This window comes from Olsenella sp. SW781 (assembly GCF_012027725.1).
Taxonomy (GTDB): Bacteria; Actinomycetota; Coriobacteriia; order Coriobacteriales; family Atopobiaceae; genus Thermophilibacter.
The window spans coordinates 44,592-63,413 of the sequence record NZ_SJOU01000005.1 but is presented as its reverse complement, the minus strand read 5'-3'; the positions used below and the strand labels follow the sequence as shown (position 1 = coordinate 63,413).

The window sequence follows — 18,822 nt, the reverse complement described above, 5'->3', positions numbered from 1 at the left end:
CCTGCAAATTCGAAGCAAATGGGAGTGCGTCCCTCAATCTCAAACAGCATGTGAATCACCTCCCTTCGGAGAATCGCTGCCGCAGGCGCTCGCCAAGGCGGTCGTAGTACGCGCTCGGGAGCGCGCAGTACGGGTCGCATCCGGCGAGGCTGCCCGTGGACATGAGCGCCCGCGCGCGGCACCCTCCACCGCACATCGGACGCCGGCTGCAGGCGTCACAGCGATCGAACTTCCTGGCGTCGAGCCCGGCAAACTGGCGCGCGACCTCACCGCCCATGATCTTCTCGGCATCGTCGGAAAAGGCGTTGCCCATGGCGAGGCGACGGTCGTGCAGCATGTGGCAGGGGTAGACCGTTCCGTCCGCGGCAACGCTGAGTGTTCGGACGCCCGCGCCGCAGGACCTGCGGACCCCGAGCGAACCTCCCCCAGGCAGGTCGTCCCCGTAGTCGAGCCCGTCATCGGCGGTGGTACGGCCCAGGTCGGCGAGCTGATCGTCGTTGATCGTAAACTCTCCGAGCTCGGAGAGGGGAGCGGTGAGCATGCTGAACCCCACGCTTGCGCCCAGCTTGCGCGCGACGTCCCGATAGCGGTCCATGTCCTCGAGGTTGCGCCCGTGAATCGTCGGGAGGACCCGCGCTGCGATTCTCGCCGTGCGGATCGCCTTGATTGCGGCAGCAAGCCGGTCGAAGTTCTGCTCCCCACGCAGGTGGGCGTCGGCGTCCTGCGAGCACCCGTCGAACGCGACGCCAATGCAGCTCACGACGCCGGCAAGCGGCGTCACGTTCTTCTCGCTGACGAGCAGTCCGTTGGTGAGAACGACTATCTCCTCGATCCCCGCAGTGGCGGCGGCGCGGGCGATGTCGGGGAGGTCGTCCCGGAGGAACGGCTCACCGCCCGAGATGACGAGGCGCTCCGTCCCAAGCGAGGCAAGCATCCCGATTGCCCTGTCCAGGTGCTCGGCCGAGGGGTCAGGCAGGAGGTTCCTGTCGTCGCCTTCCGAGTAGCAGAACCTGCAGCGAAGGTTGCAGCGCTGCGTAACGTGCAGGTATGCGGAGCGCACGCGTTCGCGCCGCGTCGTGGAACATTCCGGGGAGGCGAGGTAGCCCCCACGTCGCAGGTGCTCTACGAGCGACTCGCATTCGGCGGGAACCCCGTCCGCCGCAACGTCGTGCTCTGACATCTTCCGGCAGAGCGCCTCGCCCGCGCCCGTGAGTCCGATGACCCCGCCCGTCTCCAGGTTGCCCGCCATGGGGATGTCTCCCAGAGAGAAGAGCTCGACGTGGTCGGCAAGTCTCATGTCCCCTCCTCCGATGGTGCCGGATATGATGTTTATTATGATACGGGGTCAATATATAGGTTTAAGTACTTTTCTGTTAACGGTACAAACATCTTGGAAAATATTCCTCATTGTCATATTGAAGATTAAGATAGTTATTTATAAAAAGATAACTAAGGGGATGGGAGACATACCCCCTACCACATTTTTGTGACGGGGGATGGCATACCGTGAGCTTATGGTCACCTAAGCGTTAGAAAAGTGAGCGCTGGCGGGCATCTCCGAGCGAACGGTTGCGCGCTCTATGCGCGAAGGACAAACTTCTCAATTGCCTCCGCCACTCCGCCAGCGTCGTTGTTGTCTCGGCAAACGTAGTCCGCGGCAGCCCTGGTCTCGTCCGTCGCATTCGCCACGGCCACGCCAAGGCCGGCGGCACGGATCATGGGGATGTCGTTAGAGCTGTCGCCGATTGCCATCGTCTCCTCGGGCGGGATGCCGAGTATCCGCGCGAGCTCGAGCAGCCCGGCGCCCTTGTTGATGCCCGGGGCGTTGAACTCGAGGTAGCGGTTCGAGGAATAGACGACCTCGAGTCCCTCCGTGAGGCCCAGGTCAGCAAGCTCGTCGGCGGTTGAGCGCAGAAGGTCCATGTCGAGGCTCATGAAGAGGAGCTTGACCACGCGCTCCCCGGTTCGGGCGAGAAAGCCCAGGTCCTTCTCGTCCGTCTCGACGATGTTCATGCGCCCGCCGATGTAGGCGCGCTCCTCGGGGAGGTAGTTGCTCACGTAGACGTGGTCAAGCGTGTAGAGGTGCATGCAGAACCCGCGTCGGGCGCCGAACGCGTAGAGCTCCGCGGCGCGACGCGCGTCGAGTCCGCATGAGGTGAGCGGCGCAGGTCGGGAGTTCTCGGTGATGACACCGCCGTTGAAGGAGAGGACATACTCGCCCGGCATGTCGGAGAGGCCCAGCTCGTCGAGCGTGCCTGCCACCGAGGCGAAGGGTCGCCCCGTCGCGGGGACGAAGCGCACGCCGAGCTCGCGGGCGGCGGAGATGGCGGCGCGGACGCGCTCGGGCACGTGATGGCCGGAGTCGAGCAGCGTCTCGTCAAGGTCGGCGGCGATGAGGCGGTACATGGTTCCTCCCTGACAGGGGCGTTCTGACCCGCTCAGGGTACTCCGTCTGGCGCCAGATGGCGAGCCCCGCCACGTTTGCTCGTGCAAACTCCGACGGCCATAGGTGCCCCATGTTCACCATTACTCTATCTACCAGCAGAAACGCAGTGACGGTCATCGATGGGGCCAAATTGCGCGCCGCGTTTGCTCGTGCAAACTCGAGAGGAGGGGAGGAAGGGGAGAGGGAAGGAGAGGAGAGGCAGCGCGCGTGGCGAGAAGAACCCGCCGCCCGTCCGCCGCCGCGCGCCGTCCGCGGAATCGATTGTTTCGGGTCCGAATCCTTATCCGGACCGTAGCGTCATCTATGGCATAGTGCGACGTATCGCGTCCGCTGGGGGCGCTCGACCATCAAGGGGGTCCGGCAATGGTACGGCATGGGGCTGCTGTCATTCGAGTTACCGAGCGCGCGTCCGCGCTCGTGCTTCTCGGCAGCCGGGACCTCCTGCTTGCCAAGGCCAACCTACTCGACCTAACCAGCGCGCGCTAGGGTTAGCACACCCCTGCGCGCGCCAGCTGTGCCGCCGTCTCCCTGAGGGGACGGGGCACTTTTTGTGCTCAGCCCCGCCGCCCTGCGGCCCTCCCCACGAAGGCATCGGAGAAAGGCACTCACATGACCAGGAAGATTCACATCTTTGACACCACCCTGCGCGACGGCGAGCAGAGCCCCGGCGCGTCAATGAACACCGAGGAGAAGCTCGTCATCGCCCAGCAGCTCATCCGCATGGGCGTGGACGTCATCGAGGCGGGCTTCCCCATCTCCTCGCCGGGCGACTTCCGCTCCGTGCAGGAGATTGGCCGCATCGCCGGCGACGACTGCGTCGTGTGCGGCCTCACGCGCGCGGTCGAGAAGGACATCGACCGCGCGGCCGAGGCGCTGGCCACCGCCAAGCGCCCGCGCATCCACACCGGCATCGGCGTGTCGCCCTCCCACCTGCGCGACAAGCTGCGCATCACCGAGGACGAGTGCGTCGAGCGGGCCATCCACTGCGTGGAGTACGCCAAGAAGTACGTCGAGGACGTCGAGTTCTACGCCGAGGACGCCGGCCGCGCCGACCAGGCCTTCCTCGAGCGCGTGATCCAGGCCGTCGTGAAGGCCGGCGCCACCGTCGTGAACATTCCCGACACCACGGGCTACCAGCTGCCCGAGGACTTCGGTCGCCGCATCAAGGGCCTCGCGGACAACGTCATCGGCATCGAGGACGTCATCATCTCCGTGCACACGCACAACGACCTCGGCATGGCCACGGCGCTCGCCCTCCAGGGCGTCAAGAACGGCGCCCGCCAGATCGAGTGCACGATCAACGGCCTGGGCGAGCGCGCCGGCAACACCGCGCTCGAGGAAGTGGTCATGGCCATCAAGATGCACGGCGAGGAGCTTGACGCCCACACCGACATCGTGACCCAGGAGCTCACCCGCGCGAGCCACCTCGTCAGCCGCATCACGGGCATGAGCGTCCAGGCCAACAAGGCCATCGTGGGCGCCAACGCCTTCGCGCACTCCTCGGGCATCCACCAGGACGGCGTCCTCAAGGCCCGCAACACCTACGAGATCATTGACCCCGCCGACGTGGGTGCCGCCGGCTCCGAGATCATCCTCTCGGCGCGCTCCGGCCACGCCGCGCTGCGCCACCGCCTGGCCGAGCTCGGCTACACCTTCGAGGACACCGAGTTCGACGAGGTCTACCAGCGCTTCTTGGAGATCGCGGACCAGAAGAAGGAGGTCTACGACGAGGACCTCGAGTCCATGGTCCAGGAGCGCCAGCGCGACGTCGCGGCCGTCTACACGCTCGACGCCCTCCAGGTCTCCTGCGGCGACCCGCTGATTCCCACGGCCACGGCCACCATCACGGACGAGCTGGGCGTGAGCCACGTGGTGGCCGCCACCGGCACCGGCCCCGTCGACGCCGCCTACCAGGCCATCGACAAGGTCGTGGCGGTCCACGGCGACCTCGCGGAGTTCTCCGTCAAGGCCATCACCCGCGGCATCGACGCCATCGGCGAGGTCACGGTGCGCATCACGGCCGAGGACGGCAAGGTCTACACCGGCCGCGGCGCCGACAACGACATCATCGTCTCCAGCGCCAAGGCCTACGTGAACGCCATCAACCGCATGATCCAGACCGCTCGCTCGAAGGAGGGCAAGTAAATGGCACGTCCCCAGACCATGGCCGAGAAGATCCTCGCCGCCCACGCGGGGCTTGAGGAGGTCGTCCCCGGGCAGCTCGTCGAGTGCGACCTCGACCTCGTTCTCGCCAACGACATCACCGCCCCTATCGCCATCAAGACCGTGCGCGAGATTGGCGCCGGCGTCTTCGACAAGGACAAGATCTGCCTCGTGCCCGACCACTATGCCCCCAACAAGGACATCAAGAGCGCCGAGCAGACCAAGGTCACCCGCGACTTTGCCCACGAGTACCAGATCACGCACTACTACGAGCAGGGCTGCATGGGCATCGAGCACGCGCTTCTTCCCGAGCGCGGCATCGTGGTGCCCGGCGACCTCGTGATTGGCGCCGACTCCCACACCTGCACCTACGGCGGCATCGGTGCCTTCTCCACCGGCGTGGGCTCCACGGACGCCGGCGTGGGCATGGCCACCGGACGCGCGTGGTTCAAGGTCCCCGAGACCATCCGCATCGAGGTCGAGGGCGAGCTGCCCGAGGGAGCCTCGGCCAAGGACATCATCCTCCACGTCATCGGCAAGATCGGCGTGGACGGCGCCCTCTACTGTGCGATGGAGTTCGCGGGCTCCACGATCGAGGCGCTCTCCGTGGAGGGCCGCCTCACCATCGCCAACATGGCCATCGAGGCCGGCGGCAAGGCGGGCCTCTTCGAGGTCGACGACAAGTGCCGCGAGTACGTGAGCCGTCGCTCGCAGCGTCCCATCGTCGAGTACCACCCCGATCCCAACGCGGCCTACAAGCAGGTCATCCACATCGACGCCGCCGACGTGGTGCCCACCGTCGCCTGGCCGCACCTGCCCTCCAACACGCACCCCGTGGCCGAGAGCCGTGACATCAAGATCGACCAGGTGGTCATTGGCTCATGCACCAACGGACGGATCGAGGACATGCGCGCCGCGGCCGACGTCCTCTGCGGACGCACCGTCGCCGATGGCGTGCGCTGCATCGTGATCCCCGCGACGCAGGGGGTCTGGCTCGAGTGCGTCCACGAGGGCCTGATGGACATCTTTATCAACGCGCACTGCGTGGTGTCCACGCCCACGTGCGGCCCGTGCCTCGGCGGCTACATGGGCATCCTCGCGGCGGGGGAGCGCTGCGTCTCCACCACCAACCGCAACTTCGTTGGCCGCATGGGTGACCCGACGTCCGAGGTCTACCTCGCGAGCCCGGCCGTCGCGGCCGCGTCCGCTGTGGCGGGCCACATCGCCCTGCCGTCGGACCTGTAAGTCACCTCCGGGAGCCCCGGCCCCGCTCCAGAGCCGCCCTCGCGGCTCGTCCGTAGCGGAGACGGGGCTTCTCTGCGTCCACGTTCTTCTCGTGCGCTGAGACGGTTGCCTCGCCCGGCGTCCCGCCCCGTGCCCTGGGCCGCCTCGCCCGGCACTCTTCTTAATTAAGATATTTATTACATGAAAAATCATGTAGCAACTCATGTCTCCAGCCGGAATTCGGTCGATGCGACCCAGTTCCTACATGCTTTTCCATGTAATAAATATATGAATCATATGGAGTCTCGCTAGATGAAGGGACTGGCGAGAAGGACGGCGGGTTCGACTCCGCGCGCGGCGCCCCGGGGGAGATATCGACCCGAGCGAGGCAGAATTCCGTTTCAGCTCGAAGAACCCGTCCCCCTTTACGTTTGGTTAGGCTGAGACGCGCGCTACAATCGCCCCACGGCAAAGACTCCCGGTGGAGGTCCCGCGATGGCGCGAACCGCGGCAAGACGGTCCCTTCCCGGCCTCACGTTCTTCTCGGCTGCGCAGGGTCGTGGGACATGTCCCGCGCGCAGTTTTGCGAAGCAACTGTTTGAGCACGGGGCATGTCCCACGACCCGGGCACCTGGCAGAAAGGACAACGATGCAGTTCAAGGGAACCGTCTTCCGCTACGGACGCGACATCGACACCGACGTCATCATCCCGGCACGCTACCTCAACACCTCCGACCCGGCAGAGCTTGCCGCGCACTGCCTCGAGGATCTCGATCCCACCTTCGTGAGCCGCGTGGGCCCCGGCGACATCGTCGTGGCCGAGGAGAACTTCGGCTGCGGCTCCAGTCGCGAGCACGCGCCCGTGGCCATCAAGGCGGCGGGCGTCTCCTGCGTCATCGCCAAGAGCTTCGCGCGCATCTTCTACCGCAACTCCATCAACATGGGCCTGCCCATCCTCGAGTGCCCCGAGGCCGTCGACGCCATCTCTGACGGCGACGTGGTCTCCGTGGACGCGGACACCGGCACCATCACTGACGAGACGACGGGCGCCGTCTTCCATGCGCAGCCGTTCCCTCCGTTCATCCAGGAGATCATCAACGACGGCGGCCTCGTCGCGCGCACCAAGCGCGTCATGGCTCAGAAGGGTGGCAACTAGCATGGCCTCTACGACCTATCGCGTCTGCACGCTGCCGGGCGACGGCATCGGCCCCGAGATCATCGCCGAGGGCAAGAAGGTCCTCGCGGCGCTGGGCGAGAAGTACGACGTTGAGTTCGTCTGCGAGGACCACCTGATCGGCGGCGCGGCGATCGACGCGACCGAGGCCGCGGGCGGCCCCGTCTCGGCGCTGCCGGCCGAGACGCTCGAGGCGGCAAAGGCGGCCGACGCCGTCCTTCTCGCCGCGGTGGGCGGCCCCAAGTGGACCGACACGCGCGTGGGCGCCGTCCGTCCCGAGCAGGGGCTTCTCGCCATCCGCAAGGAGCTGGGCCTCTACCTCAACCTGCGCCCGGTGCGCATGTTCGACGCGCTGATCGACGCATCCACGCTCAAGCGCGAGGTGCTCACGGGCGTTGACCTCATCATCGTTCGTGAGCTCACGGGCGGCCTCTACTTTGGCGGCCACGAGCGCACGATGGGCGTCGAGGGCGCCGGCGTGGGCGGCGCGCGCGGCGAGTACGCGCGCGACATCCTCGAGTACTCCGAGTACGAGGTCGACCGCGTGGTGCGCTGGGCCTTTGACGCGGCGCGCCGCCGCAGGGGCGTGGTGCACTCCGTGGACAAGGCCAACGTGCTCGACACCTCCCGCATGTGGCGCGAGGTGGCGCACAACATCGCCGCCGAGTACCCCGACGTGCGCCTCGAGGACATGTACGTGGACAACGCCGCGATGCAGCTCATCACCAACCCGGCGCAGTTCGACGTGCTCGTGACCGAGAACACCTTCGGCGACATCCTCTCCGACGAGGCCTCCATGCTCACGGGCTCGCTCGGCATGCTCGCCTCCGCGAGTCTGGGCGACGGCACGGCCCTCTACGAGCCGAGCCACGGCTCCGCGCCGGACATCGCCGGCCAGGGCATCGCCAACCCGATCGCGCAGATTCTCTCGGTGGAGCTCATGCTGCGCTACAGCTTTGGCATGGACGACGCCGCCGACGAGCTGGCCGCCGCGGTCACGCGCGTGCTCGACGAGGGCTGGCGCACCGTGGACATCGCCGACGAGAGCACGCCGGCCGAGAAGGTCCTCGGCACCGCCGCGATGGGCGACAAGATCGTGGAGGCCCTGGGCTAGACGCTCCGGGTTGGCGGGAGGCCGAGAAGGTCCGGCGCTCAGACAGCTTGCCGCAAAGGGCGCGGCAAGAACTCGCGGCGGACCTTCTCGGCCTCCCGTCGTAGCGACTATCCGGCAGGGCTACCTGCAGGATTGGGCGTTGCGGCAAGAACTCGCGGCGGACCTTCTCGGCCTCCCGCCGTAGCGGCTATCCGGCAGGGCTGATGGTGACGGTCCCGCTTTTCTCAATGCTCCTTGAGATGACGCTCATAGGCTCGGTTGGCCCTGCGGTTGGCAACATATCCGACGGCGAGCCCGCGCAGCCCTCGCAGTAGATGTCCGTTTACGGCGTCGAGCAGGCCCTCGGCCATCTCCATGCTCACCTGGCCCCCTGTCATCTTGGCGATGGCGCGGAAGGGGATGTTGTAGACAAAGAGCAGGTTGAGGTCGGGTCTGCCTTCCTGCTCGGCCTTCTGCATGCGCTTTGTCAGGGCCCGCCAGACGAGGCGCGCCAAGACGCTTTGTGCTCGACTCATCTGCGCCACCGAGTCGTTGATGTCGAGCAGACCCTCTGCGCGGGGTCTGGGAAGAGAGCGTCCGAGAAGGGCCTCAAACTCGTCATCGGTGACATCATGGACGTCGCCCGACCAGTAGTGAGGCAGCTCGCGTGATGTATAGGGCGCCGGGGCGCCGGTGCCAACGGGCTCAATCGACCCCTCAAGACGTATGTCCCGCACGCTTGATCCCACAAGTATTCTGTGACTCCCGCGTTCCCGTTCCCAAGCGCTTGTCTTGACGTTCCAATAGTCGAAGGCATGCTCGACGAGGGCGATGCTCACGCGGCGCGACTCTCCTGCGTGCAGAAAGACCTTTGTGAAGCCGATGAGCTCGCGTCGGGGCCTGAACACCTCGTGTGCCGGGGCCTCGCCGTAGACCTGCGCCACCTCAGCACCGTCGCACGCGCCCGTGTTGGTCAGCGTGATAAGGACGCGGTCATTCTCAATTTCAAGAGACGAGTACGAGAAGGCCGTGTAGCTGAGCCCATATCCAAAGGGATAGCGCACCGGAGTGTCAGTGGTTTCGTAGTAGCGATATCCCACAAAGACGCTTTCCCGGTGCTGGGCGACGAGGCCCTGCCCGGGATAGCAGTCGGCGCAGGGCGTGTCCTCAAGTGCGAGGGGATAGGTCTCGGCAAGATGCCCTGACGGGCAGACGGCGCCCGTGAGCACGTCGAGCATCGCCGAGGCCCCCGCCTGACCGCCGAGATAGCCGTGCAGAATCGCGGCGCAGCTGTTCTCCCATCCCATCTCGACGGGGGAGCCTCCCGAGAGGATCGCGATGACATTCGGGTTTGCCCCGGCGAGCTTCTCGAGAAGTGCTGCCTGGGCCTCGGGGATGCGCAGGTGTCTCCGGTCCATCCCCTCGACCTCGCTGATCTCGTCGAGCCCCATGCAGATGACGACCACGTCAGCCTGACGGGCCAGCTGAACAGCCTCGTCCTCGAGCGCTGCGTCCGGCTCTGTCCCACGGCGATACCCCTGGGCAAATCCAACGCAGCGAAGGCGCGCCGTGGCCTCGCGCTCCATCGTCTCCACCTCGAGCGGATTGACGAGAGAAGAGCCCGCTCCCTGATAGCGAGGGGTGCGGGCAAAGTCTCCGACAAGGGCGACGGTGGCGTCGGGGTCAAGCGGGAGCAGCGGCTTTCCCTCGCGCGCATCGTTCTTGAGCAAGACGGCGGACTCTGCCGCGGTCCTTCTCGCCAGCTTGTTATGCTCTTGAGCGGAAAGATCCTCGGGGTTCTGTGGTCGTGCGGCGGAGCAGCGGAGCACGAGCTCCAGTAGGTCGTCCACGCACTGATTGAGCTGGTCTTCGGAGAGGCTGCCGTTCTCGAGCGCGGCGAGCACCTGTCGCGCGGAGTCGAGGCCCGGCGTGGGCATCTCGAGGTTCGACCTGCACGCGATGGCGCGGACATGGTCGTTTGAGCCGCCCCAATCGGTGATGACGGCGCCCTCGTAGCACCACTCGTCGCGAAGGATGTCTGCGAGGAGGTGCTCGTTCTCGTTTGCGTAGGTGCCGTTCACCTTGTTGTAGCTCGTCATGATCGAACGTGCGGCACCTTCGCGAACGGCAATCTCAAAGCCCCTGAGGTAGATCTCGCGCAGCGTGCGCTCGTCAACGATCTCATCGACGGACATCCGCGAAGTCTCCTGGCTGTTGACTGCGAAGTGCTTCAGGCAGGCGGATGGCCCCTGGGACTGGATGCCGCGCACATAGGCTGCGGCCATCTTGCCCGAGAGCAGGGGGTCCTCGGAGAAGTACTCGAAGTTTCGTCCGCCGAGCGGGCTTCGCTTGATGTTGAGACCGGGACCGAGCACCACGTCGACGCCAAGCGCCCGGGCCTCTTGACCGAGTGCGGAGCCGATTTCCTCGGCAAGGCCAACGTCCCAGCTGTTTGCAACGGTTGCCGTGGTGGGAAAGCATGTGGCCGGAAGGGAGGGGTTAAGCCCGAGGTGGTCTCCCGCGCCCGCCTGCTTGCGCAACCCATGCGGGCCGTCGGCAAGGAAGATCGAGGGGATGCCCAGCCGCTCAAGAGGCCAAGTTTCCCACTCGTTGCGACCGCTGAGCAGGGCAGCCTTCTCCTCGTTGGACATGCGCGCGATGAGGTCGGCATGCCTGAGCTCCTGCTTGTGCACCGTGGGTCCCCTTTCTCTCGCTACGACAATCGTAGAAAATGGAGGGAAGGGGAAAGTGTCCCCGGAGGCACGAGCGTGTGTCCCAGATGACCTAAGAAGACGAGAAGAGCCTTCGATAGACGCTTGGCGTCATGCCACAGGACTCCTCGAAGCGCTTGTAGAAGCCTGACGGGTTGGAATAGCCCAGATCAAAGGCAATGCTTGAGATGGGGCGGTCGCTTTCGAGGAGGAGCTTGCGAGCCTCGCGCATGCGATGTGCGAGGCAGAGCTCGGAGAAGCTGTGGCCACAGCGCTCGCGCAGAAGCCGAGCGACATAGCGCCGGCTGTATCCCACATGCTCGGCAAAGCCATCGAGCGATGCCTTGGTTCCCGTTCGGTCGAGATAGCATGCGAGCTGTCGGGCAATCTCGGGTTCCGTTGTCCCTCCGTCGCGAGAGAGCTCAACGAACAACAGGGAAAGTGCGCTTGCCGCCGCCTGACCCCAGTGTGGTGGCCTTTCGGCGCACTCCCGCACGAGCTGACAGGCAAGATAGTCCGCACGGGCGGAGCTGCCATCCAGGAGAACGAACTCACGGTCCATGAGTAGCTGTGAGATGGGGTTTCCGACTTTGGCAAAGAGCGTTGGCGGCACGCTCATCTTGAGCACGGTATCCCCTGCGCCTGCGCGCTCCATGAGGTGGACGGTGCCCGGAGGGACGAGGCATGCCCCGCCCGTACCCAGTCTCAGCGGCGCATCAGCCCCCTCAATTCGCTGAATCGTCTGACCTCGAAGAACAAAGACGAGCTCAAAGAAGTCATGGCGGTGCCAGTAGGGGACCTGCAGGCGCGTGTGCTTGTGGACCGAGAGCTCGGGGCTCGTGCGCGTGGGGATAGCGAACTGGCGGACGATCTCGGGAAAGTCCGGATGATGGAAGAGCCTTACGAGATCAATCTTGTGCGCGTCCGCCTCAGCGAGAAGCGTGGCGGCATCGGAGAAGTCTCCGGAGACCATCTCACGGATGAGATCAGCATGCCGATAGGCATGCTCCTCGAAGCTCTCCTGCCGCTCGAGAATCTCTTCGACGTGCCTGTCCATCGTGGCCTCGTGCCCTCCGCGCTAGACCGTGATTTCCACCTGGTTGCCCTCGGGACCGAGGACGCAGGACTCGTAGTAGCCGTCGCCCGTGGCGCGCGGTCCGCTTACGACCTCGCAGCCCGCCGCAGCGAGCTCGGCGGTGAGGCGGTCGACCTCGGTCTTGGAGCCGACCGAGAGGGCGACGTGCGCCCAACCGGTTCGCGCGAGGTCCTTCTCGACATCCGTCATGCCCGGCTTGGTCATGACCTCGAGGCGCGCCCCGCCGTCGAAGGTGAGGAAGTAGGAGCGAAAGCCCGTCCTCGGGTTGTGATACCCGTCGCCGGCGACGGCGCCGAAGAAGCGGACGAAGAAGTCCCGCGCCCCCTCGAGGTCGTTGACGTAGAGCGCGACATGCTCGATTCTCATGGGCCCCTCCGATGTCGGGCGTGCTCCGTTGCGAGTATCCTAGCAGAGGAAAACCGCGTCGAAGGGACTCCCATGACCTATGACTTCACGACCATCCTCGACCGTGCCGGGCATGACGCGCTCGCGCTCGACGCCATCGGCGCGCCGGGCTCCGGGTATCCCGCGCCTGACGAGGGCTTCGACCCCATCCCCATGTGGGTCGCGGACATGAACTTCCCCGTGGCCCCCTCCATCACGCGTGCCATCGAGGAGCGCCTCGCGTACCCCACCTTCGGCTACTTCCGCCCGAGCGATGCCTACTACCAGGCCATCATCGACTGGCACCGCGACCGCAAGGGCGTGTGTGACCTCGAGCCGCGTCACATCGGCTACGAGAACGGCGTGCTCGGCGGCGTGGTCTCAGCGCTCACGGCCTTTGCGGCGCCGGGGGACCCGGTGCTCGTGCACAGCCCCACGTACGTGGGGTTCACCCACAGCCTCGAGGACAACGGCTTCAAGATCGTGCACTCGACGCTCGTGCGCGACGCGGGCGGCGTCTGGCGCATGGACTTCGAGGACATGGAGCGCCGCCTCTCCGAGGGGCGCATTCACGTGGCGATCTTCTGCTCGCCGCACAACCCCTGCGGGCGCGTGTGGGAGCGCTGGGAGGTCGAGCGTGCGATGGAGCTCTTCCGTGCCCACGACTGCGTGGTCATCTCCGACGAGATCTGGTCCGACATCGTGCGCCCGGGGCACGCGCACGTCCCCACGCAGTCCGTCTCCGATGACGCGCGCGAGCGCACGATCGCGCTCTACGCGCCGAGCAAGACCTTCAACCTCGCGGGGCTCATCGGCAGCTATCACGTCATCTACAGCGACTACCTGCGCGACCGCGTTGAGTCCAAGGGCGCCAAGCCCCACTACAACTCGATGAACGTGCTCTCGCAACATGCGCTCATCGGCGCCTATAGTTCCGAGGGCCGCGCATGGGCCGACGAGCTCAACCAGGTGATCGCCGGAAACGTGGACTGGGCGTGCGACTTCATCGAGCACAACCTCCCCGGCGTGGACGTCTTCCGGCCGCAGGGCACCTACATGCTCTTCCTTGACTGCACGCAGTGGTGCGAGAAGAACGGGCGGGACATCGAGGACCTCCTGCGCGCCGGCTGGCGCGTGGGAGTCTACTGGCAGGATGGGCGCGCCTTCAACGGGCCCTGCCACATTCGCATGAACCTGGCGCTGCCGCTCTCCCGCGTGCAGGAGGCCTTCGGGCGCCTGGCCGAGCACGTCTTCTGAGCGTCCGGGCTCCCCCGGCGGCGCTCCGCCCGGGGGAGCCTAGGCCTTTACGCGGCCCGACCCCTCGGGGTCCTCGACCTTCTCGCCCACGCGCTCGAGCTCATGGCGGACGGCGCTCTGCATGAACTCGGACTTGGTGATGCCAAGTCGCTTGATCGCGCGGTCCACCGCAGCGATGTGGGGGCCGGGGATGTCAAAGGTCCACATGGCCCGGTCCTCCAGGTAGAGGCGCGGCGGCCCGTACTCGATGGGCCCGTCAAAGTGGATGGGGTTGCCGTCGTCATCGATCCACGAGCCGTCCTCGAAGGGGCGGGCCATGCGGTCAAAGTCCTCGCTCGTCAGTCCGGTCAGCTCGTAGATCTCCTCGTCCGTCAGCGACATGTCCTACTTCTCCCTCCAAAGCGCTCGCAGCTCTTTGAGCATCTTATCGCTCGGCGGCGTCATGGCATGATAGACGAGCCAGGTTGAGGGACCGATGCGCTGGGCGACCATCTCGAGGAGACGCCCCCTTCCGTCTTGCCCTATTGCGACTTGGCGAACCGTCCCGTCGTCAATTCGGGGTCTGGAGAGAAAGGCGTTCTTCCAGGCACTGCAAACATCCTCGGCCAGAATCTCGGGATGACGCTTGTGGACGCGGTCGTGTACCTCGACGTGCTCTACTGGCCATACGCTCATTTCTGATTGTATCAATCTGAGATGGGTTGCCGTGCGCCGCTTTCCCCCTTTGCGCATTGTTGCCTCCCTACGCGATGGCCCCCGTCGCAAAGGACTCGTCGACCTCCCTCTGGAAGCGCGGCGTGACGCGGTTCTCGTCGTCGGAGACGCCGGATGCGTAGAGGAGCAGGTCGTTGGCCGTGGAGACGAGCGGGCGCACGGCGAGCTCGGCGGCCTGGCGGGCGATGAGCGGAACCGCCCAGGGATGCGGCTTGGGCGAGAGGTGCAGCGTGATGCCGCTCGTCACGATGCCCCCCTTGAAGGGAACGAGCGTGAGGAGCATGAGCGAGGGGATGTGGTGGACGTGGGAGTCGGCCGGGTCCTGGGACGCCCCCACCACGAAGAGGCGGTCCTGGTTCATGTAGATGGCGCGGTCGGCGTCAGCGTCCACGACGGTGAACATGTCGCGCAGCGCATGGCGCCAGGGGCGCGCCACCTCGAGCTGTCGCTCACTGAGCCCGAGCGGGTTCTCCCGCACGAAGTCGTCCACGAGCGCCCGGTTCTTCCAGAGCTCCTCGGAGACCCTCCCGCCGTTCTCGTAGAGCATGCACGGGTCTCCGGGGCGGGCCCTCAGCCTCTTGGGGCTGATGACGTGCAGCCGGTTGTTGGCATAGACGAGAAGCGCGTTCATCGTGGAGTAGAAGAGCCTCGAGTCGTCCTCGTCCATGTGGGAGTAGGGGGCGCGTGCCTCGAGGAGGACGTCTCCTACGGTCTGCTGCCTGCGCATGGGAACCTCCTTCGATCGGGTGCGAAGGAGCCTACCAACTTTGGCGCGCGAGTTGTCTTCCCACTTGCTGACGCGTTGCTGCCGGACGAGGTCGGGGGCCTCGCCCGGCCGTCAGGGGGAGGGGAGAAGTTCGTGGGCGGTCGCGCTAGCGCGGCGAGCGGGAGCTGTCTCGCAGCCTGTCGTCGATGAGGCGCCAGGCCTCGTCGTTTTTGTCACGAAACGCCTCGGGATCGGAGCCGAAGTTTGGGGGCATGGGGCCTCGATAGGGAACAAAGCCCAGCTTGCGATACATGCCACAGGCAACCCAGCTCTCCGTCTGCGTGGTGAGGTAGAGGGGCGGCTCGCCCGAGGGGACGAGCTCGTCGTAGAGGGCGATCGTCCGGAGCATCAGCGCGCGGGCGAGGCCGCGACGCTGATGGGCGGGGTCCACCCCGACCCAGTGCACGCGCAGGCGCGGCTCGCCGAAGTGGTCGCCGCGCCAGAGCGAGCTCGTCCCCGCAAGGGCGCTGTCCCCATCGACCGCGAGGATCATCTGGCGCCTGAGGGCGACGGGGTCCGACTCGTAGGTGCGCTCGAAGTACGCGAGCCCCTCCTCATATGACGGCAGCTGGCCGAGAAGGACGTGCAGCCGCACCCATGGCTCGCGAAAGCGTGGCTCCCAGGCGGCGAAGCGGTAGCCCGTCGGCAGCGTGACGTCGGATACGGGCTCGTGGGGGCCGAGCGTCATCATCACGGGGATGTGGGGCACGCTCGTGTCGAGTACGGTCATGGGGCCTCCTCAATGTCACCGGCGTCGGGCTTGCGCCAACGGCGTCAGGTGCCAACGGCGTCAGGTTTATTTGGCACGCCTCTTGCGGCGTGCCAAATAAACCTGACGCCGTTGGCACGCCTGCCTCCCTTGCACGGAAACCATTTTCTGACAGAATATCCTGTCACCCCTGTCAGGCTTTCCCCATGTCGCCCTAAAGAAACGAGCGGTCGCGTCGGAGCAGGTGGCGCTTGGCGAGCGAGAGCGAGGCCGCGTAGAGAACGACGATGGCCGCAAGCAGGGCAAAGTATCCCAGCGGGAGCGGGGCGAGGTCGAGTGCGGCGCCGAGGGGCGTGAAGGGGAGCGCGGTGGACAGGCCGACTCCAGCGAGCCCGAGGGCCGTGAGTTTCCCTGAGGCCCGGCTCTCGATGAATGACCTGCGCTGTGTGCGAATGAGATGCACGGCGAGCGTCTGCGTCCACATACTCTCGACGAACCACCCAGCCTGGAACGTGGCTACGAAGATCGTCTTGCCCGCCCCGTCGAGCGCCGTCCAGGGACCGCCCGCGACTCCGGGACACACGACGAAGAACAGCGCCGCGAAGGTGATGACGTCGAAGGCGGAGCTGATGGGCCCCACGAAGATCATGAACCGGCGGATGGAGCGACCGTCCCACCTCCGCGGCGCCGCCACGAGCTCGTCGTCGACGCGGTCCCATGGCAGGGCGGTGCAGGTGACGTCGTAGATCAGATTGAGGAGCAGCAGCTGGACGGCGGTCATGGGGAGAAACGGCAGCAGCGTGGCGGCGACGAGCACGGAGAGGATGTTCCCGAAGTTTGAGCTTACGGTCATCTTCACGTACTTTGCCATGTTGGCGAGCGTCCGGCGCCCGCAGACGATCCCGCGCTCGAGGACGAGGAGATCCTTCTCGAGGAGAATCAGGTCGGCCGCCTCGCGGGCCACGTCCACCGCGGAGTCAACCGAGATGCCGCAGTCCGAGGACGCCATCGCGGCGGCGTCGTTCACTCCGTCGCCCATGAACCCCACGGCATGTCCCCTTGCCCTGAGGGCGCTGACAACCCGTGCCTTCTGTGCCGGTGAGAGCTTCGCGAAGATCGTCGCGCGTTCGGCGCGCTCGGAGAGCTCCTCGTCTCCCAGGGCGGCGACGTCAGCTCCCGTGAGCACGTCGTCCGTCGGGATGCCGAGCGTGCCGCACACGTGTGCGGCGACGCGCGCGGAGTCGCCCGTGAGGACCTTCGTCGAGATGCCGTGCCCGGCTAGCGCAGCGACGGCCGCGGCGGCACTTCTCTTGGGAGGGTCAAGAAAGGCGAGGTAGCCAACGAGGACCATGTCCTTCTCGCCCTCCTGGGCGAGCCCGCCCGCCTCGGGCGAGCCCTCGCGCACGGCCACGCCGAGGACCCTCATGCCCTGGTCGGCGAGGGACGCCGCCCGTTGCATGATCGCGTTTGCGAGCTCGGGGGCGAGAGGGACGGCCTCCCCCCTCACCTGCGCCTCGGCACAGGCCTCGACGACCTCCTCGATCGCGCCCTTGCAGATGAGGAGCCCCGGTCCAGTTTCGTCATCGACCACGACGCTTACGCGCCGCCGCTCGAAGTCGAAGGGCAGCTCGTCGACAAGTGCGTATCGGTCGCACAGCCCCTCGGCCGAGGGATCGACCTCGAGGGTCCGACGAATGATCGCGGAGTCGACGAGGTTCTTCATGCCCGTGCCGAAGAAGCTGTTCATGAACGCGGCGCGCAGCACCTCCACGTCATCCTCGCCAAGGACGTTGAGGTGGCGCTCGAGGACGACGCGGTCCTCGGTGAGCGTGCCGGTCTTATCGCAGCAGAGAACGTCAACGGCTCCGAGGTCGCTTATCGCGTCGAGCCGCTTAACGATGACCTTGTCGCGCGAGAGGTCGACCGCCCCTTTGCCCAGGCAGCAGGTGACGAGCACGGGAAGCATCTCCGGCGTGAGCCCCACGGCTACGGAGAGGGAGAAGAGCAGGGCGTCCACCCAGTCCCCCGTGGTAACCCCCGAGATGAGTGCGACGACGGGAACCATGACGAGCATGAGGCCCACGAGCAGGCGGCTCGTTGTTGCGACGCCCTCGCCAGACGCCGTTGCGCGGTCGCGCGCGACGCCCGATGAGAGCTCCGTTGCGGCCTGCCCGATGAGGGTGGACGTGCCCGTGGCCACCACGACGCCAACCCCGCTGCCAGAGATCACGCTACTCCCCAGGAAGAGGAGGTCGTCGAGATCGGTCACCGCGGCGTCGGAGGGAATCGGGCCGTCGAGCTCGTGGTGCTTCTCGACATCCAGGGACTCGCCCGTGAGGGCGGACTGGCTTACGAAGAGGTCCCGCGAGGCAATGAGGCGCAGGTCGGCGGGAACGAGGCTCCCGGAGGAGAGGTGGACGACGTCGCCCACCACCACCTCGTCAAGCGACACCTCCACGCGGCCGACGTCCGCGCGCTCGACGGTGCAGGTGGTCTCGATCATCTCGGCGAGCGCCGCGGCGGCGTTGTCGCTGCGCTCGCCCTGGACGAGTCTCAGCATGCCTGAGACCAGCACCATGACGGCGATGATGGCGGGCGTGGTGAGGTCGCGCGCTCCGGACGTGGCAAAGACCCAGTCCGTGAGCACGGAGACGATGGCGATAAGGACGAGGATGCCCGTGAAGGGGTCAAGGAACGCGGCGGCTGCGCGCCGGGGGAGCGACGGCCGCTCGGCGTGGCCGAGGCGGTTCTCGCCCCAGAAGGCGCGCATGGTCTCCACCTCGTCAGGGGAGAGGCCGCCATCGCGGGTGCCGAGCTCGTCGAGCAGGCGGGCGGGCGACGCTTCCGCCACGTGGCGCAGCCAGTCCGATCCGGCGGCGTTTGGGGTGGGGCTGTTGACGGTACGGGCGCGTGCGAGGGCACGCGAGAAGAGGGTGGCCAGCAGCATGGTGCCACCTCACAATCCCGGGATACGAGAAGGGCCGCTCTCGCGGCCCGTGGGAGTGCTTCTTGAGCGTGCGCTACGCGCGTCGGTGCCAGCCGTCCCGACCGGCAGGCGCCTCTCCCATGGACCTTGGTGCATCGT

At 66.2% G+C, this 18,822-nt stretch carries 16 protein-coding genes; 6 read left to right on the top strand and 10 right to left on the bottom strand.

Annotated elements, in window-relative coordinates; translation table 11 throughout:
- Nucleotides 1-55: 55 nt before the first annotated feature.
- Together E0L17_RS04130 and E0L17_RS04125 are read right to left on the bottom strand one after the other, a co-directional pair.
- Nucleotides 56-1,297, bottom strand: a complete 1,242-nt coding sequence (locus tag E0L17_RS04130; protein WP_167929990.1) for a radical SAM/SPASM domain-containing protein — start codon at nt 1,295-1,297, stop codon at nt 56-58.
- 281 nt (nt 1,298-1,578) lie between these two features.
- On the bottom strand, nt 1,579-2,406 hold the full coding sequence (locus E0L17_RS04125; RefSeq protein WP_167929989.1) for a Cof-type HAD-IIB family hydrolase: 828 nt from the start codon (nt 2,404-2,406) through the stop codon (nt 1,579-1,581).
- Nucleotides 2,407-2,809: 403 nt separating this feature from the next.
- Here E0L17_RS04125 and E0L17_RS11040 point away from each other — a divergent pair, with 403 nt between their 5' ends.
- The 5 genes from E0L17_RS11040 (at nt 2,810) to leuB (ending at nt 8,121) form a co-directional block, all read left to right on the top strand.
- Nucleotides 2,810-2,932: a hypothetical protein gene (locus E0L17_RS11040; RefSeq protein WP_286163279.1), complete on the top strand. Its 123-nt coding sequence runs from the start codon at nt 2,810-2,812 to the stop codon at nt 2,930-2,932.
- Nucleotides 2,933-3,055: 123 nt separating this feature from the next.
- Complete coding sequence (locus E0L17_RS04120) at nt 3,056-4,591, top strand: 2-isopropylmalate synthase (RefSeq protein ID WP_167929988.1); 1,536 nt, start codon at nt 3,056-3,058, stop codon at nt 4,589-4,591.
- Nucleotides 4,592-5,854: a 3-isopropylmalate dehydratase large subunit gene (gene leuC, locus E0L17_RS04115; protein ID WP_167929987.1), complete on the top strand. Its 1,263-nt coding sequence runs from the start codon at nt 4,592-4,594 to the stop codon at nt 5,852-5,854. It abuts the gene before it with no gap.
- A gap of 628 nt (nt 5,855-6,482) precedes the next feature.
- Nucleotides 6,483-6,989, top strand: a complete 507-nt coding sequence (locus tag E0L17_RS04110; RefSeq protein ID WP_167929986.1) for a 3-isopropylmalate dehydratase small subunit — start codon at nt 6,483-6,485, stop codon at nt 6,987-6,989.
- 1 nt (nt 6,990) lies between these two features.
- On the top strand, nt 6,991-8,121 hold the full coding sequence (gene leuB, locus E0L17_RS04105; protein ID WP_167929985.1) for a 3-isopropylmalate dehydrogenase: 1,131 nt from the start codon (nt 6,991-6,993) through the stop codon (nt 8,119-8,121).
- A 224-nt stretch (nt 8,122-8,345) separates the two neighbouring features.
- Here the strand turns inward: leuB and E0L17_RS04100 are convergent, their stop codons facing one another.
- The 3 genes from E0L17_RS04100 to E0L17_RS04090 all read right to left on the bottom strand — a co-directional run bounded on the left by E0L17_RS04100 (nt 8,346) and on the right by E0L17_RS04090 (nt 12,273).
- Nucleotides 8,346-10,793, bottom strand: a complete 2,448-nt coding sequence (locus tag E0L17_RS04100; protein ID WP_353652946.1) for a beta-glucosidase family protein — start codon at nt 10,791-10,793, stop codon at nt 8,346-8,348.
- 91 nt (nt 10,794-10,884) lie between these two features.
- Nucleotides 10,885-11,868: a helix-turn-helix transcriptional regulator gene (locus tag E0L17_RS04095; RefSeq protein WP_167929984.1), complete on the bottom strand. Its 984-nt coding sequence runs from the start codon at nt 11,866-11,868 to the stop codon at nt 10,885-10,887.
- A gap of 21 nt (nt 11,869-11,889) precedes the next feature.
- A complete protein-coding gene (locus E0L17_RS04090) occupies nt 11,890-12,273 on the bottom strand; it encodes a VOC family protein (RefSeq protein ID WP_167929983.1) in 384 nt (127 codons plus the stop codon).
- A 72-nt stretch (nt 12,274-12,345) separates the two neighbouring features.
- Here E0L17_RS04090 and E0L17_RS04085 point away from each other — a divergent pair, with 72 nt between their 5' ends.
- On the top strand, nt 12,346-13,548 hold the full coding sequence (locus E0L17_RS04085) for a MalY/PatB family protein (RefSeq protein WP_167929982.1): 1,203 nt from the start codon (nt 12,346-12,348) through the stop codon (nt 13,546-13,548).
- Nucleotides 13,549-13,587: 39 nt separating this feature from the next.
- On the opposite strand, the gene E0L17_RS04080 is transcribed toward E0L17_RS04085, so the two are convergent.
- The 5 genes from E0L17_RS04080 to mgtA form a co-directional block, all read right to left on the bottom strand.
- On the bottom strand, nt 13,588-13,929 hold the full coding sequence (locus E0L17_RS04080; RefSeq protein ID WP_167929981.1) for a hypothetical protein: 342 nt from the start codon (nt 13,927-13,929) through the stop codon (nt 13,588-13,590).
- Nucleotides 13,930-13,932: 3 nt separating this feature from the next.
- Nucleotides 13,933-14,280 carry a hypothetical protein gene (locus tag E0L17_RS04075; protein WP_206109001.1) on the bottom strand — a complete coding sequence of 116 codons (348 nt, stop codon included), beginning with the start codon at nt 14,278-14,280 and terminating at the stop codon, nt 13,933-13,935.
- Nucleotides 14,281-14,290: 10 nt separating this feature from the next.
- On the bottom strand, nt 14,291-14,989 hold the full coding sequence (locus E0L17_RS04070) for a hypothetical protein (RefSeq protein ID WP_167929980.1): 699 nt from the start codon (nt 14,987-14,989) through the stop codon (nt 14,291-14,293).
- Between the two features lie 145 nt (nt 14,990-15,134).
- Nucleotides 15,135-15,758 carry a GNAT family N-acetyltransferase gene (locus E0L17_RS04065; RefSeq protein WP_167929979.1) on the bottom strand — a complete coding sequence of 208 codons (624 nt, stop codon included), beginning with the start codon at nt 15,756-15,758 and terminating at the stop codon, nt 15,135-15,137.
- A gap of 193 nt (nt 15,759-15,951) precedes the next feature.
- The gene (gene mgtA / locus E0L17_RS04060; RefSeq protein WP_167929978.1) at nt 15,952-18,684 is read right to left on the bottom strand and encodes a magnesium-translocating P-type ATPase; all 2,733 of its coding nucleotides are present in this window, start codon (nt 18,682-18,684) and stop codon (nt 15,952-15,954) included.
- Between the last annotated feature and the right edge of the window lie 138 nt (nt 18,685-18,822).

Coding starts and splice junctions, on each gene's coding strand:
- E0L17_RS04130 (WP_167929990.1), bottom strand. CDS start 1,297: ATGAGACTTGCCGACCACGTCGAGCTCTTCTCTCTGGGAGACATCCCC.
- E0L17_RS04125 (WP_167929989.1), bottom strand. CDS start 2,406: ATGTACCGCCTCATCGCCGCCGACCTTGACGAGACGCTGCTCGACTCC.
- E0L17_RS11040 (WP_286163279.1), top strand. CDS start 2,810: ATGGTACGGCATGGGGCTGCTGTCATTCGAGTTACCGAGCGCGCGTCC.
- E0L17_RS04120 (WP_167929988.1), top strand. CDS start 3,056: ATGACCAGGAAGATTCACATCTTTGACACCACCCTGCGCGACGGCGAG.
- leuC (WP_167929987.1), top strand. CDS start 4,592: ATGGCACGTCCCCAGACCATGGCCGAGAAGATCCTCGCCGCCCACGCG.
- E0L17_RS04110 (WP_167929986.1), top strand. CDS start 6,483: ATGCAGTTCAAGGGAACCGTCTTCCGCTACGGACGCGACATCGACACC.
- leuB (WP_167929985.1), top strand. CDS start 6,991: ATGGCCTCTACGACCTATCGCGTCTGCACGCTGCCGGGCGACGGCATC.
- E0L17_RS04095 (WP_167929984.1), bottom strand. CDS start 11,868: ATGGACAGGCACGTCGAAGAGATTCTCGAGCGGCAGGAGAGCTTCGAG.
- E0L17_RS04090 (WP_167929983.1), bottom strand. CDS start 12,273: ATGAGAATCGAGCATGTCGCGCTCTACGTCAACGACCTCGAGGGGGCG.
- E0L17_RS04085 (WP_167929982.1), top strand. CDS start 12,346: ATGACCTATGACTTCACGACCATCCTCGACCGTGCCGGGCATGACGCG.
- E0L17_RS04080 (WP_167929981.1), bottom strand. CDS start 13,929: ATGTCGCTGACGGACGAGGAGATCTACGAGCTGACCGGACTGACGAGC.
- E0L17_RS04075 (WP_206109001.1), bottom strand. CDS start 14,280: ATGCGCAAAGGGGGAAAGCGGCGCACGGCAACCCATCTCAGATTGATA.
- E0L17_RS04070 (WP_167929980.1), bottom strand. CDS start 14,989: ATGCGCAGGCAGCAGACCGTAGGAGACGTCCTCCTCGAGGCACGCGCC.
- E0L17_RS04065 (WP_167929979.1), bottom strand. CDS start 15,758: ATGACCGTACTCGACACGAGCGTGCCCCACATCCCCGTGATGATGACG.
- mgtA (WP_167929978.1), bottom strand. CDS start 18,684: ATGCTGCTGGCCACCCTCTTCTCGCGTGCCCTCGCACGCGCCCGTACC.